At 58.5% G+C, this 13,613-nt stretch carries 15 protein-coding genes; 12 read left to right on the plus strand and 3 right to left on the minus strand.

Annotated elements, in window-relative coordinates; all coding sequences use genetic code 11:
- Positions 1 to 103: 103 nt before the first annotated feature.
- Complete coding sequence (locus ACSSVV_RS13085; protein ID WP_011787144.1) at positions 104 to 784, plus strand: winged helix-turn-helix domain-containing protein; 681 nt, start codon at positions 104 to 106, stop codon at positions 782 to 784.
- Entirely contained in the window at positions 771 to 2,249 is a 1,479-nt protein-coding gene (locus tag ACSSVV_RS13090; protein ID WP_222534080.1) for a HAMP domain-containing sensor histidine kinase, read from the plus strand. Before ACSSVV_RS13085 ends, ACSSVV_RS13090 begins: the two co-directional genes overlap by 14 nt.
- A 2-nt stretch (positions 2,250 to 2,251) precedes the next feature.
- On the opposite strand, the gene ACSSVV_RS13095 is transcribed toward ACSSVV_RS13090, so the two are convergent.
- Positions 2,252 to 2,533: a hypothetical protein gene (locus ACSSVV_RS13095; RefSeq protein ID WP_011787142.1), complete on the minus strand. Its 282-nt coding sequence runs from the start codon at positions 2,531 to 2,533 to the stop codon at positions 2,252 to 2,254.
- Positions 2,534 to 2,814: 281 nt separating this feature from the next.
- Between ACSSVV_RS13095 and greB the strand changes: the two genes are divergently transcribed.
- Both greB and ACSSVV_RS13105 read left to right on the plus strand, forming a co-directional pair.
- Positions 2,815 to 3,330: a transcription elongation factor GreB gene (greB, locus tag ACSSVV_RS13100; RefSeq protein ID WP_014422972.1), complete on the plus strand. Its 516-nt coding sequence runs from the start codon at positions 2,815 to 2,817 to the stop codon at positions 3,328 to 3,330.
- Positions 3,331 to 3,446: 116 nt separating this feature from the next.
- Positions 3,447 to 3,893, plus strand: a complete 447-nt coding sequence (locus ACSSVV_RS13105) for a hypothetical protein (RefSeq protein WP_454106362.1) — start codon at positions 3,447 to 3,449, stop codon at positions 3,891 to 3,893.
- A gap of 22 nt (positions 3,894 to 3,915) precedes the next feature.
- Here the strand turns inward: ACSSVV_RS13105 and ACSSVV_RS13110 are convergent, their stop codons facing one another.
- Both ACSSVV_RS13110 and ACSSVV_RS13115 read right to left on the minus strand, forming a co-directional pair.
- Positions 3,916 to 4,230: a site-specific integrase gene (locus ACSSVV_RS13110; RefSeq protein WP_011787139.1), complete on the minus strand. Its 315-nt coding sequence runs from the start codon at positions 4,228 to 4,230 to the stop codon at positions 3,916 to 3,918.
- Positions 4,231 to 4,354: 124 nt separating this feature from the next.
- The gene (locus tag ACSSVV_RS13115; protein WP_011787138.1) at positions 4,355 to 4,615 is read right to left on the minus strand and encodes an acyl-CoA-binding protein; all 261 of its coding nucleotides are present in this window, start codon (positions 4,613 to 4,615) and stop codon (positions 4,355 to 4,357) included.
- 272 nt (positions 4,616 to 4,887) lie between these two features.
- Here ACSSVV_RS13115 and tssB point away from each other — a divergent pair, with 272 nt between their 5' ends.
- The 8 genes from tssB (at position 4,888) to tssK (ending at position 13,612) form a co-directional block, all read left to right on the plus strand.
- On the plus strand, positions 4,888 to 5,385 hold the full coding sequence (gene tssB, locus ACSSVV_RS13120; RefSeq protein WP_011787137.1) for a type VI secretion system contractile sheath small subunit: 498 nt from the start codon (positions 4,888 to 4,890) through the stop codon (positions 5,383 to 5,385).
- Positions 5,386 to 5,446: 61 nt separating this feature from the next.
- Entirely contained in the window at positions 5,447 to 6,928 is a 1,482-nt protein-coding gene (gene tssC / locus ACSSVV_RS13125; RefSeq protein ID WP_011787136.1) for a type VI secretion system contractile sheath large subunit, read from the plus strand.
- Between the two features lie 3 nt (positions 6,929 to 6,931).
- Positions 6,932 to 7,369 carry a type VI secretion system baseplate subunit TssE gene (tssE, locus tag ACSSVV_RS13130; RefSeq protein ID WP_011787135.1) on the plus strand — a complete coding sequence of 146 codons (438 nt, stop codon included), beginning with the start codon at positions 6,932 to 6,934 and terminating at the stop codon, positions 7,367 to 7,369.
- Between the two features lie 298 nt (positions 7,370 to 7,667).
- A complete protein-coding gene (tssF, locus tag ACSSVV_RS13135; RefSeq protein WP_023008686.1) occupies positions 7,668 to 9,440 on the plus strand; it encodes a type VI secretion system baseplate subunit TssF in 1,773 nt (590 codons plus the stop codon).
- Complete coding sequence (gene tssG, locus ACSSVV_RS13140) at positions 9,404 to 10,420, plus strand: type VI secretion system baseplate subunit TssG (RefSeq protein ID WP_454106363.1); 1,017 nt, start codon at positions 9,404 to 9,406, stop codon at positions 10,418 to 10,420. Before tssF ends, tssG begins: the two co-directional genes overlap by 37 nt.
- Before the next feature lie 17 nt (positions 10,421 to 10,437).
- Complete coding sequence (tagH, locus tag ACSSVV_RS13145; protein WP_454106364.1) at positions 10,438 to 11,748, plus strand: type VI secretion system-associated FHA domain protein TagH; 1,311 nt, start codon at positions 10,438 to 10,440, stop codon at positions 11,746 to 11,748.
- On the plus strand, positions 11,745 to 12,278 hold the full coding sequence (tssJ, locus tag ACSSVV_RS13150; RefSeq protein ID WP_011787131.1) for a type VI secretion system lipoprotein TssJ: 534 nt from the start codon (positions 11,745 to 11,747) through the stop codon (positions 12,276 to 12,278). The genes tagH and tssJ overlap by 4 nt, the downstream gene beginning before the upstream one ends.
- Positions 12,278 to 13,612 (plus strand): type VI secretion system baseplate subunit TssK, encoded by a 1,335-nt coding sequence (gene tssK, locus ACSSVV_RS13155; protein ID WP_014422964.1) that lies wholly within the window; start codon positions 12,278 to 12,280, stop codon positions 13,610 to 13,612. Before tssJ ends, tssK begins: the two co-directional genes overlap by 1 nt.
- Position 13,613 lies beyond the last annotated feature (1 nt).

Raw genomic sequence — 13,613 nt, forward strand, 5'->3', positions numbered from 1 at the left:
CCGTCGCCATAGGCGACACCCTCTTACAAGATCGTAACTGGCCGGTTCCCGGAGTTCTTCGTACCCTTGTTGTTAATGTTTTCCGCTATCAGGAGGAGCACCGGTGAAAGCGCTGGTAATCGAAGACGATCGGGATGTAGCAAATTATCTGCTAAAGGGACTGAGGGAATCCGACTTCGTGGTGGATCATGCGGCCGACGGCAAGGAAGGCATGATGATGGCGGCCAGTGAAGAATACGACATCATGATTGTCGACCGGATGTTGCCGGGTATGGATGGCCTTTCCATTATCAAGACGGTAAGGGCCACGGGCAACCAGACGCCGGTGCTGATTCTCAGTGCCCTGGGCGATGTCGATGACCGTGTCGAAGGGCTGCGTGGCGGTGGCGATGACTACCTGACCAAGCCGTTCTCCTTCACCGAGCTGCTGGCGCGTATCGAGTCACTGATCCGGCGTAATCGTCAGGCGGCCGAGACCGAGACAGTTCTGAAAGTGGCGGATCTGGAAATGGACCTGCTGGCCCGCACCGTGAAACGCGCTGGCCAGAATATTGATGTCCAGCCCCGGGAGTTCCGGCTGCTGGAGTATCTGATGCGTAATGCCGGGCAGGTGGTTACCCGTACCATGCTGCTGGAGAAAGTGTGGGACTATCACTTCGACCCCCAGACCAACGTGATCGACGTGCATATCAGCCGTCTGCGCGCCAAGATCGACAAGGAATTCGATACACCCCTGCTGCAGACAGTGCGGGGGGCGGGATACATGTTACGTGAAACTGCTTAGTCAGCTCAGAACATCGTCTTTCCAGCTTGCCCTGCTGTATATGGTGGTGTTTGCCACCTCGGTGTTTCTGCTGTTGGCATTTATCTACTGGCGTACAGCCGGGTTCATGACTGCCCAGACCGACGAGACCATTGAAGCGGAAATCGCCGGCCTGGCGGAGCAGTATCGCAGTCGTGGTGTAAATGGTCTGATCACCATCATCCGGGAACGGGTGGCCAGGGATCCGAATGCCAAGTCCATTTACCTGTTGACCACAGACGACTTTCTGAAACTGGCCGGGAATATTGAAACCTGGCCAGAGGGCAGCCGCTCGTCTGACAGTGGCTGGATCAATTTCACCCTGAACCCCTCCGTTGGCTGGCAGGGCCCCGAGCGCCTGGCCCGGGCCAGGATCTTTGAGGTCCAGGGTGGTTTGCGCTTGCTGGTGGGGCGCGATGTGGATGACCTCACCAACCTCAAGCGGGTGATTGAAACTGCCATCAACTGGGGTATGGGAATTACCCTTGCCCTGGCGCTCCTGGGTGGCTTCCTGATGAGCCGAAGCACCACTCGCCGCATTGAAGTGATCAACAACACCTCCCGCCGGATCATGAATGGGCACCTGTCCCTCCGGATTCCGACCCGTGGGACCGACGACGATTTTGATCAACTGGCCGAAAACCTGAACCAGATGCTGGACCGGATCGTGTATCTGATGGAAGGCATACGCCATGTTTCCGACAGCATCGCCCATGATCTTCGCACTCCACTGACGCGACTGCGTAACCAGCTCGAAAACACGCTGATTACGGTCGACAATGACGAGGCGCGCGAGCATGTCGGGCAGGCTGTGGCGGAGGCTGACCAGCTGCTGGCCACCTTCAATGCCTTGCTGCGCATCGCCCGGCTGGAGACCCGGGGCAACTCGGCCGACATGAAAGTGGTGGCGCTGGATGAACTGGTCAGCGATGCCTGTGAACTCTACGAGGCCCTGTCTGAGGACAAGGATCAGAATTTCTCTCAGGAACTTGAGCAAAACGTCCGGATTGAGGGAGACCGGGATCTCTTGTTCCAGATGATCAGTAACCTGATCGACAACGCCATCAAATACACGCCGGAGCATGGTGCCATCAAGGTGGTCGTTCGCCGGGACGGCGGCGGAGCGGTGTTTGAGGTTCAGGATTCCGGTATCGGTATTCCGGATGATGAGAAAGACCAGGTTTTCCAGCGCTTCTACCGGGTTGGCAAGAGCCGCTCGTTACCCGGCAATGGTCTGGGGCTCAGCCTGGTGTCGGCGGTGGCGGAGATTCATCAGGGCCAGATTCTGCTGAGTGATACCCATCCTGGTGAAGACATGCCGGGCTTGACCGTCACGGTCCGGATGCCAGCGTACACCGCCGTAAAAAAGCGGATCAAGGCCACACAGTCTGAGAATGGTGGTTCAACGGAGGAGGGTCGCTCCTCCGCAGAACCCGGCACGGCCTGAGATTACTGGCTGGCGCGAAAGCGGTTGATACGGCTCAGGACAGGGCCAAGTACCGCGTCGGCCCGTGACTCGACCTGCTGGCTGATATGATCAAACTGCGAGCGACGGCGATCCACCTTGGCCTGAATGCTGTCCCACTCGCCTTCCAGATGCTTCTGTTCGGCCATCAGAAACGCCGCAATATTGTGGCGATTGACGCGGCTGGTGATGCCCAGTTGGTCCAGCCGGAAACCCAGGCTATCCACCCCTTCAAGTGCCAGATTCATCAGTTTCTTGGTATCCATTAGCATATCTCCATGCAGAAAAGATTAGGTGTCATTGTCGGCCACGCTAATCCTTGGCGCTAGAGTGTTCAACCTAGATTGCGAAACGGATGCCTTGCCAAAAGGTAATCGCATGGCCACAGGCAGGTAATGGTCAATGTGCAGAATAGAGGGTGTAGATGCGGAAGCGGGCGGATGATCTGCTTGCTTCCCCCTCCAGCACAGCGCTAGCCTTATACCCCGTGATTCACGGGGTTTTTTTTGCCCTTCCGAAATGCATTGTTTCTTGAACCAGGACACCCATGGCCAACCAGACGCCTTCAGGCAACAACCGGCCGCGCTATATCACCCCCGAAGGTGAACAGGCGCTCCGGGATGAGCTGCAATTCCTATGGAAAGTGAAGCGACCAGAGGTTACCCAGGCAGTACGTGAAGCAGCCGCCCTGGGGGATCGGTCCGAGAACGCCGAGTACATCTATGGCAAAAAGCAGCTTCGGGAAATCGACCGTCGCGTACGCTTCCTCAGCAAGCGGCTGGATGAGGTCTCGGTGGTGGATCGCCTGCCAGAAGACCGGAGCCGGGTATTCTTTGGTGCCTGGGTGACCATCGAGGATGAGGACGGCAGTGAGCAGGAGTATCGAATCGTGGGTGCCGATGAATTCGATCTCGAAAAAGGCTATCTCAGTATCAATTCTCCGCTGGCCCGCGCGCTCATTGGAAAGCATCTGGATGACGAGGTATCGGTGAGAACCCCTGAGGGCTGGAAGCAGGTGGTGATTACCGATATCCGCTACCAAATGGCCTCGAACGACAAGTGAGTGCTGTCACAAAACTGGCTTTTGTCTGGGCAAAGGGTCATTTTTGGCGATAGACTGATCAAATATTGTCACCCGTCAGGGAAAATGGAAGATCGGCTAGGGTTGGGATGAACGCCATGAATGCCAGGAAACAGACAGAGGGAAAACGAGCCGGGGCAGCGTTGCTGGCGTTGCCGTTGATGCTGTTGATGGCCTTGCCTGCCTATGCCCAGAGTGAAGATGACGCCGCGTTTGAGTACGAAGAGCGTTCCACAATCGACACGATTCCGTTTCGCTCAGTCGCGGAAGAGGAGCTGGCCAATACTGTGATTGAGGGTGGGCTGGCAGCGCCGGCGGCCGGGGTACCGGTGCAGCAGGCAACGGATGATGATTTCTATCTGGACCCGCTGGCCCTGCAGCCGAGAGACCCGCGAACCGATCTGGGCCGTTCCGAGATTCCCGTCGTGATCCGTTTCAGTAATCCCAAAGTGATACCGGGCCAGAGCCACGGCAACAATTACGTGATCCGGCCACCCGAGAACCGCACCTACGATACCCTGAATACCAATCTCACTGGCCGTTAATCATCGGCCCTGCTGCCCGGGCTCAGGCAGCGGCTGAATCTGCAGCAGCAGCGGGCCTGCCGAGCACATCTTCGTAGAAAAAGCTCAGAGCCTGACTGGCCTGATTCAGTCGGGCCCGGGATACCCGGATCTTTTCACTCAGATAGGTCAGGAACAGCTTCTGATCCTCTTCGGCCAGATTGTCCGGATCCTTCAGATCATGAAACAGCACAAATCGGCTGATCCAGTGCAGATAGGTTTGCTCGGCGCGTTGATTCAGTTCGCGTTTGCGGATGGCGGCCTGTACCTGGCCAATCATGCCTGGGCGCGATTGCTCCAGGGCCTCAGTAATGTCCATGGTGTTTACTCGTTCAAAAGCTTGTTTTTGTTATGTTGCGCGCATCATATGACAAACGTTTGAACGGCGCAAAATTCTGGCGGGTGCGGTGCCCCGCAGCCGGTTTGACGGCGGGGCAGGGGCGTTACTTCAGGGATTCAAGTTTGTCGATGTACTGCTGCATGGCGTCATCGCTGGACATGCCCTTGAGTTTCTCCCAGGCGTCGTACTTGGCCCGGCCAACAAAATCCATCATGCCCGGACGCTTGCCGCTGACATCGCCTTCGGTGGCCTGCTTGTAAAGGGCATAGAATTCCAGTTTCAACTCGTTGGAAGGTTTGAAGTCGCCTTCCGCGGTCTGGATGTAGTTTACCGCTTCTTCGAATTTCGCTTTCAGGTCACTCATGTTGTGTCTCCGTGGTGTTGGTGGTTTTTTTCCATTCAAGTATGCCGGCAGTATAGCGACGGGGCTGGTTGGCGTCATTGACCGAAATAGCGGTTTTCCGGTCGCCCTGGCAATCTGGCAAAAGTTTGCCCAAGCACACATTTTGAGCTATCGCTGGCCAATTTTTGCTTGAGAACCCTGGGTGACCTGTGTACAGTTTTACGCGTTGTCTGCCAGGAGGGCAGACACCAAGGATCGATACAATTGCAAATGACTTGCACAGGGAGCACGCCATGTCTGCCAAAGACGGTTCCGTTGCGCCGAAAGAGCGCATCAATATCAAGTATGTCCCCGCCACAGGCGATCAGCAGGCCGAAACCGAACTACCACTGAAGATGTTCGTGGTTGGTGATTTCAAGGGTCACGCTGAAGAAACCCCCATTGAAGACCGTAAGGCCATTTCCGTCGACAAGAACAACTTCCGTTCTGTCATGAAGGAAGCGGGTCTGACGCTTTCCACCAGTGTTTCCAACAAGCTCGAAGACGGTGCCGACGACCTCCCCGTGAATCTCGAATTCCAGGGGCTCGAAGACTTTTCTCCGGACAGCATTGCCCGCCAGGTCCCTGAGCTCAAGAAGCTGATTGAGCTGCGTGAAGCCCTGGTTGCCCTCAAGGGCCCGCTGGGCAACGTGCCTTCGTTCCGTTCCAAGCTGCAGGAGCTGCTGGACAACGACGACGCCCGGGAAAAGCTGTTGGCTGAACTTGAGCTGGCCACCGACGGCGGCGAGTAATCGCAACACCGGAACCCGGTAACCTACACCGATTATCAATCACGTACTGAAGGGATGTGGTATGTCTGATACTGCTGTGCAGCAATCTGCTGCCTCCGAATCCGTAGCAGAAGGCTCTCTGCTTGACCAGGTCATGGCCAACAGCCGTATGGCGCCGGCCGATGAAGGCTACGATGTTGCCCGTAAAGGGGTGGCCACGTTTATTGCCAACCTGCTGAAGAGCGATGAAAAAGGCCAGCCGGTCAACAAGGCGCTGGTCGACCAGATGGTGGTCGAGCTGGATCGCAAAATCAGCGCCCAGATGGATGAGATTCTGCACGCGCCCAAGCTGCAGGAACTGGAATCGTCTTGGCGTGGCCTGAAATTGATGGTGGATCGCACCGATTTCCGCGAGAACATAAAGGTGGATATCCTCCATGCCACCAAGACCGAACTGCTGGAAGATTTCGAATTTGCTCCGGACGTGACCCAGACCGGCTTCTACAAGCACATCTATGCGGCCGAGTATGGTCAGTTCGGTGGTGAGCCGGTGGGCGCGATTGTCGGCAACTACGCCTTCAGCCCATCAACGCCGGACATGAAGCTGCTGCAGTACGTGTCGTCGGTTGGCGCCATGTCCCACGCACCCTTCCTGTCCTCCGTTGCACCGTCGTTCTTCGGCGTCGACAGCTACCAGGAACTGCCGGCTATCAAAGAGCTGAGCGCCGTTTTCGAAGGGCCGAAATACGCCAAGTGGCGTTCCCTGCGGGAATCTGAGGATGCCCGTTACCTGGGCCTGACCGCACCGCGCTTCCTGCTGCGGGTGCCTTACGATCCGACTGAAAACCCGGTGCGTAGCTTCAACTATAAGGAAGATGTCTCCGGTGACCACGAGCATTACCTTTGGGGCAATACCTCCTACCTGCTGGCCACACGCCTGACCGAGAGCTTCGCCAAGTACCGTTGGTGCCCGAACATCATTGGTCCACAGAGTGGCGGTGCGGTGGAAGATCTGCCGGTGCACACCTTCGAGTCCTTCGGTCAGCTGGAAGCCAAGATTCCGACTGAGGTACTGATTACCGACCGTCGCGAATACGAGCTGGCGGAAGAAGGTTTCATCGCCCTGACCATGCGCAAGGGCAGCGATAACGCCGCGTTCTTCTCCGCCAACTCAGTGCAGAAGCCCAAGCAGTTCCCGAACACCAAGGAAGGCAAGGAAGCGGAAACCAACTACAAGTTGGGTACCCAGTTGCCGTACATGATGATCGTGAACCGCCTGGCCCACTACATCAAGGTGCTGCAGCGAGAGCAGATCGGCTCCTGGAAAGAGCGTCAGGATCTGGAGCGGGAACTGAACACCTGGATTCGCCAGTACGTGGCCGACCAGGAAAACCCGCCCGCGGACGTCCGCAGCCGCCGTCCCTTGCGTGCCGCGAAAGTGGAAGTCTCCGATGTAGAAGGCGATCCGGGCTGGTACCAGGTCTCCCTGGCAGTGCGTCCGCACTTCAAATACATGGGCGCCAACTTCGAACTCTCGCTGGTTGGCCGACTGGACAAGGATTAATCCGTGTTCGGCGGCACCGGCACTGACGGCGTTCGCAACACCGGCAGCCTGTTTGAACGGCTTGAACAGGCTGCCGCTCCTGCGGGCCAGAGCATGGGGGAGTTCACCCATGTGGTGGAGTCCATCAAGCGCCACCTGGTGCGACTGCTGAACGCCCACCCGGGCAACAGCAGCAGCGCACCGGATCTTGGCTTGCTGGATTTCAACGACGCCACTCTGGGCACTCATGACCTGAGCATCCAGATCCGCGGGGCCATCCGTCAGTGCATTGAGAAGTTTGAGCCGCGGGTTAAGCGGGTGGATGTGGTGGCTATGCCACCGGGCCCGGACCCGTTGCAGTTGAAGTTCCAGGTGACGGTCTACCTGAACGTTGCAGGAAGCGATGATCGGACGACGATAGACCTGGTTTTGGATGATAAGCGGTACTACCGGGTTGTTTAGACTTGGTGGCTGGAGGAGATGGGGACACTTTTCTTCTGGGAAAAAATAACTCGCTTTGCTCAGACATCTTTTTTCCCGCCAGAAAAGCATCCCCATCCCCTCCGGCAAACCTGAGTGGAATGCGGCCGAAGTTTTTGAAGGCAGGTATGAGAGTCAGGGTGTGGGTAGTCTTTCCAAAAGTGTGCGGAGCCATGGATGGCGGAGCCCAAGCGTCCCATGGACGGGCTAGAAGCGTCTTTTGGAAAGACTACCCACATCCTGGCTCGGAGCCAGACCGAGCAGTCAAGGTGCAGTAAACATGAAGTTAAACAGGTTCTACAGGGATGAGTTGAGCTTTCTGCGGTTGCAAGGCAGGGAATTTGCCGAAGCCCACCCGCAGCTCACCCGCTTTCTATCCGAACAGAGCACCGACCCGGACGTAGAACGGCTGCTGGAAGGCTTCGCCTTCCTGACCGGCAAACTGCGGGAAAAAGTTGAAGACGAGTTTCCGGAGCTGACTCATTCGCTGCTGAACATGCTCTGGCCCAATTATCTGCGGCCAGTGCCCAGCTGCACCATCATGCGCTTTGATCCACAGCTGCATGCCATCAGTGAACGTCAGGTTGTTGATCGTCATACCGAGATCAAGAGCCGCCCCTTGGGCGACGCCAGCCGCCAGACCCAATGCCGGTTCCGCACCTGCCGGTCGGTGGATATTTTTCCGATCAGTGTGGCCGAGGCCAATGCCGAGCACTCACGGGAAGTCTCCTCCGTAACCGTAGACCTGGCGCTGCATACGGACCAGCCACTGAATGGCATTGGCCTGGAAAATCTGCGCTTTTACCTGGGCGGCGACAACCACACGGCAGAGACTCTGTATCTGTGGCTGAACCATTACCTCAGCCGTATGGAACTGGTGGTGGGCGACCGTGTGGTCAGCCTGCCTTCATCCCTGTTGCAGCCGGTTGGCTTTGCGGCAGATGAGGCGATCCTGCCTTACCCCAAGAATGCTTATGCCGGCTACCGGATTATCCAGGAGTACCTGAGTTTCCCGGAGGCCTTCCGGTTTGTTGATATCACCGGCCTGAAATCCCGGTTGCCAGCGGTGCAGGCTGATGAGATCAGTCTGCGTTTCCACTTCAGCCGGATTCTGCCCCCGGACACCCGGGTAACCCGCGACTCCATGCAGTTGTACTGCACCCCCGCGGTTAATCTCTTTAGCCACGAAGGCGAGCCGGTAGACCTGAACGGTCGCCAGACTGAATACCGTATTTCACCCTCCAGCCGCTGCCCGGAACACTACGAGGTGTTCAGTATCGAGCAGGTTGAGGGCTGGCTGGAAGGTCGTTCCGGTAGAGGCGAGCCGCGCATCTACACGGCGTTCGAGAGTTTCCAGCATGAAGTGGAGCGGGATCGGGGCCGCACCGCCCTGTACTACCGGGTACGTACCCGGGAGAGCGTGCGTGGTGATGGTTTTGATCACTACATTTCCTTTGTTCGCGGTGATGAAACCGAATGTCTGAATCGTCAGGAAGCGGTCTCGCTCACGCTCACCTGCACCAATCGCCAGTTGCCACAACAACTGGCCGTCGGGGAAGTGTGCATGGCCACCGAGAGCACACCGGCCTTTGCCGCATTCAGCAATATCACGCGCCCGACGGCGACCCTGCGGCCGACCCTGGATGGCAGCCTGTTGTGGACGCTGATCTCCAACCTGTCATTGAACTACCTGTCGATGCTGGATGTGGATGCCCTGCGCACCGTGCTGCGAGTGTATGACTTCCGGGCCCTCGTCGACCGACAGGCTGAGCGGGTGTCCCAGAAGCGGCTGGCGGGTATCACGGGCATCACCACCAAGCCGGTTGACCGCATGATTCGCGGGCTGCCGGTGCGCGGTATCCGCTCAGAGCTGCAGCTGGATCAGCATGGGTTTGCCAGTGAAGGTGACCTCTACCTGTTCGGCACGGTGTTGAGTCAGTTTTTTGCGCTTTACGCGAGTATCAATGCGTTTCACCAACTGGAAGTGGTGAATACAGACAATCAGGAACGGTACACATGGACGTTACAGCAAGGTCAGCAGCCGCTGATGTAGCCGGGCTGGAACCCGTTCTCGGCAACGCGCGGCGATACAGTTTTTTTCAGCTGGTGGATCTGATTCACCGGCACCATGGAGACGACCTGGAGCGTGGCGGTCACGATGAGCCCCGCCAGGAACGCATCCGGTTCTCGGCCTCGGCCGGCCTGGGGTTTCCTGGCAGCGATGTGGTGTCGGCGCTGTCGCCGGAGCATGAGCACGCCCCCTATCAGATGGAAGTCAGCTTTCTGGGGCTTCACGGCTCCCAGTCGCCACTGCCCGGTTATTACCTGGAAGATCTAGCCTGGGAAGCGGGGCAGAATCTCGGTGTTCGTCGGCATTTTCTCGATTTCTTTAATCACCGGCTGGTGACCCTGTTCCATCGGGCCTGGCGCAAATACCGGTACTACATCCGATTCCAGCCCGGGGCCAGCGACGGTTTTTCGGAACTGGTGTTTGCCCTGACCGGTTTGGGCGACAGTCGGCTGCGGGAAGCGACACCGGTGAACTGGTCCAAGATGCTGGCCTATGCCGGCTTGATGGCGGGCCGGAGCCGGTCACCGGAAGTGGTCAGCGGTATCACCGGCCACTGCTTTGACCTGGACGACGTCAGCATCGAACAGTGGGTACTGCGCAAAGTGGACATCGCCCGGGATCAGCAAACCTCGCTGGGCAGGGCCAACGCCACCCTGGGCGAAGACACGCTGGTGGGTTCGCGCATCCGGGATCGCAGCGGCAAGTTCATTCTCCGGCTGCGCAATCTGACCCGGCAGCGGTTTGCGGATTTTCTGCCCAATGGCCGGGATCACCAGCGCTTGGTCAAACTGGTGGAGTTCGCTACCCGGGAGCAACTGGCCTATGACCTGGAGCTGCAAATGCGGCCCAAGGATATTCGCCCCATGCAACTGGGCGAGGATGTTCGCCTGGGCTGGAATTCCTTCGTAACACCGGATCGGGCCCGTGAGCGTCCGGCGGTGCGGATACAGATCAGACGTTAGGGCAGGGAGCCGGAGACGTGGCACAACAAGCAGCAGAACTGACATTAGTGATCACCAACCCGACGGAAACCGGTGGTGGCGCCAGCATTGAACATAGCTTCGGAACCCGTGGCGGTTCCATCGGCACCGCGGCCAGCGATAGCTGGCAGCTTTCGCCTCACCGTACCGGCGCTGTCGCCGGCCATGCCGAGGTGCGTTACCTGGACGGTGGCTTCTGCCTGATTGATCGCAGTGGCCGGACCTACATCAACAGCAGCAGTCAGCCTGTGGGGCGGGGCCGTCGTGCCCGACTGAGCCACGGCGACACCGTGACCATAGGCCGCTACCAGATACGGGCCGAACTCTCCGGCGTCCCGGCGGCTGTCGGTGAAACCGAACACGACGCACGCGAAGATCATGGTCTGGTGGATGCGCCCGAGAATGGTTTACGGCATGCCGCCAACGAACAGAGCCGGCCTGAAGGTCGCGAGCCTCTGGAGGGTTTGCAGCCGGCAGCCGGCGATCCGGTCAGCTGTGATCCGCTGGCGCCCTGGCAGCAAAAACCGGCGCGCCCGGACGAGGAGGCTCCCGAGCTGCTGGCCAGCGACCAAGCCTGGTTTGCCCGTTCGGCTGAGGTTAGCGATGAGTACCGGGAGAACCGGGATGTGGCCATGGGTCTGCCGGTCACCCCACAACGCGAGCATAAGGAACGACAGGGAATGCCCGAAACGACACGAAACATGCGGGAGGTCAGCCGCCAGCACATCAGTGGTGCACCACTGCTCCGGGGGCTGGATGCGGATATTGATTTTGCCGACAGCGACGAAATGCGGCTGTTTCTGGAGGAAGCCGGCCAGACCCTGAAGGCAACGGTGGAAGGATTGCTGGCGCTGCATCAGGGCGAAGACAGCCGTCACCAGGCGCTGCGCACCCGCTTGCAGCCCATCGAGGACAACCCGCTGCGGCTGGCCAACGACTATCCGGACACCATTCAGACCCTGTTTGCCGCCCAGCGCAGCCCGGTGCATCTGTCGGCCCCCGCCGCTGTCCGTGAGAGTCTGGAAAGCCTGAATCACCACCAGCAGGCCACCCGGGAAGCCATTCGCGAGGCGCTGGAAGCCATTCTGCACGCCTTCTCACCGGAAGCCTTGTTGCGCCGGTTTCACGGCTATCGCCGTGGTTTGCAGGACAACGAAGACGAGGGCCGCTGGGCCTGGGATATGTACAAACACTATTACCGTGAACTGAAATCCAGTCGTCAGCAGGGTTTCGAACGCCTGTTCCAGGAAGTGTTCGACCAGGCTTATGACCAACACTTGCGCCAATTACAGAGGGAGAAACTGTTGTGAAGTACTGCAAATGGAGCTTGCTGGTTGTTGCTTTGATTCTGGCGGGGTGTAGCACCCCTTACAACGCGGTGACCAAGACCGCCAAGGTGCTCTGGGATCCAGATATTCCTGTTGGCTACCCGGAAGATCTGCCCAGCCGGGTGGATCTCACCATGCTGGCGGAACCGAACGTGAACCCGAATGAATCCCTGGCACCCACCCCCATTGCGTTTCAGGTGATTGAACTGCGGGACAGCTCGCTGCTAATGGCGGGCGATTTCGACCAGCTGTTGAACGACCTGGAGGACTCTCTGGGCCAGAATTACGTAGACCATAGCGATTACAGCCTCGTGCCCGGCCAGTTCAAATTTGTCGAGCCCTTTGAGGTCAGTACCGACACCCGCTACATCGCCGTGATCGCCTTCTACGCCTACCCGAACCTGTCCCAGTGGAAAAAAGTGGTGAAGGTCGACCCGATTGGCGGACGGTATCACCTGCTGGTGAACCTGCGCGAACGTGAAGTGCAACTCAGACGGTCGGATGAAAGCTAATGGCAGTCACGAATCGAGTGGTCTGGAGTGATGGGTTGTTCATCAAACCCCAGCACTTCCAGCAACAGCAACGCTATCTGGAACACCAGATTAATGAACGGGCGCTGGCCGTCTCGGACTACCTGTTCGGGTTCAGTGATCTGGAGCTCAATGCCGAATACCTGAGTTTTGGCCGGGTCGGACTGGTGCGGGCCTCCGGACTGTTTCCGGACGGAACCCGGTTCAACCTGCCCCAGGACGACGTGATGCCGGAGCCGCTGGAGATCACCGATGCCTCGGTGGCCAACCAGGTGGTCTATCTGGCTTTACCTCTGGGCAGCGATAGCCTGGCCGAAGTCGAATGGCCGGAAGCGCCCGTGGCCGGCCGGTTCCAGGCGCAGCCGGTGGAAGTGCGGGATCTGCATTCCATTGACGGCGATGCTCACACTATCGATGTGGGGCGGGTGGCTCCGCGCCTGATGCTGGAGCGGGAAGACCGCAGTGCCTATGCAGCACTGGCCATTGGCCGGATTCTGGAAAAGCGCCCCGATGGCAGCCTGGTAATGGACCCGAACTTCCTGCCGACCATGCTCAGCGTGCGCTCGGCGCCAAGGCTTCAGCGCTTTGTCGGTGAAATGGCGGGTTTGATGCAGGAACGGGCCCGCAACATTGCCGAACGGGTGGGCGCGCCCGGGCAGGGCGGTGTCGCCGATGTTTCGGATTTCATGCTGCTGCAGATGCTGAACCGGGCGCACCCGCGTTTCATGCACCTGGCACGGCTGCGTCAGCTGCACCCGGAGCGTCTGTACGAAGCGCTTCTGGAGCTGTGTGGCGAGCTGGTCACCTTTACCGATGAAAGCCGTTTGCCGAGGGAATTCACCCCTTACGATCACGATCTGCCGGAAGGCTGTTTCAGCCCGCTGATGCAGATTCTGCGGCAGGCCTTGAGCACGGTCCTGGAACCCCGGGCGTTGTCGATTGCCCTGCAGCAGCGCCAGTACGGACTCACCGTGGCACCGGTTCAGGATGGCCAGTTGATGAACGACGCCGAGTTCATCCTGGCGGTCAAAGCCGATATGCCACTGGACGACCTGCGCAAACAGTTTGTTCAACAGTGCAAGGTGGCCTCTGTGGAGAAGATTCGGGATCTCATCAGCCTCCAGCTGCCGGGCATCCCACTGTCGGCACTTCCGGTGGCCCCGCGTCAGTTGCCCTACCACGCCGGCTTTGTGTATTTCCGATTGGACGATCAAAGCCAGGCCTGGCAGATGCTGGACAACGCCAGTGGATTTGCCTTCCACGTGGCGGGCAGCTTCCCGGGGCTGGAGATGCAATTCTGGGCAATCAGGAGCTAAA

Source organism: Marinobacter sp. MBR-105, assembly GCF_053628895.1.

What these genes read in the sequence shown, in the direction of transcription:
- ACSSVV_RS13095 (WP_011787142.1), bottom strand. Translation starts at nt 2,533, where the DNA reads ATGGATACCAAGAAACTGATGAATCTGGCACTTGAAGGGGTGGATAGC.
- greB (WP_014422972.1), top strand. Translation starts at nt 2,815, where the DNA reads ATGGCCAACCAGACGCCTTCAGGCAACAACCGGCCGCGCTATATCACC.
- ACSSVV_RS13105 (WP_454106362.1), top strand. Translation starts at nt 3,447, where the DNA reads ATGAATGCCAGGAAACAGACAGAGGGAAAACGAGCCGGGGCAGCGTTG.
- ACSSVV_RS13110 (WP_011787139.1), bottom strand. Translation starts at nt 4,230, where the DNA reads ATGGACATTACTGAGGCCCTGGAGCAATCGCGCCCAGGCATGATTGGC.
- ACSSVV_RS13115 (WP_011787138.1), bottom strand. Translation starts at nt 4,615, where the DNA reads ATGAGTGACCTGAAAGCGAAATTCGAAGAAGCGGTAAACTACATCCAG.
- tssB (WP_011787137.1), top strand. Translation starts at nt 4,888, where the DNA reads ATGTCTGCCAAAGACGGTTCCGTTGCGCCGAAAGAGCGCATCAATATC.
- tssC (WP_011787136.1), top strand. Translation starts at nt 5,447, where the DNA reads ATGTCTGATACTGCTGTGCAGCAATCTGCTGCCTCCGAATCCGTAGCA.
- tssF (WP_023008686.1), top strand. Translation starts at nt 7,668, where the DNA reads ATGAAGTTAAACAGGTTCTACAGGGATGAGTTGAGCTTTCTGCGGTTG.
- tssG (WP_454106363.1), top strand. Translation starts at nt 9,404, where the DNA reads ATGGACGTTACAGCAAGGTCAGCAGCCGCTGATGTAGCCGGGCTGGAA.
- tssK (WP_014422964.1), top strand. Translation starts at nt 12,278, where the DNA reads ATGGCAGTCACGAATCGAGTGGTCTGGAGTGATGGGTTGTTCATCAAA.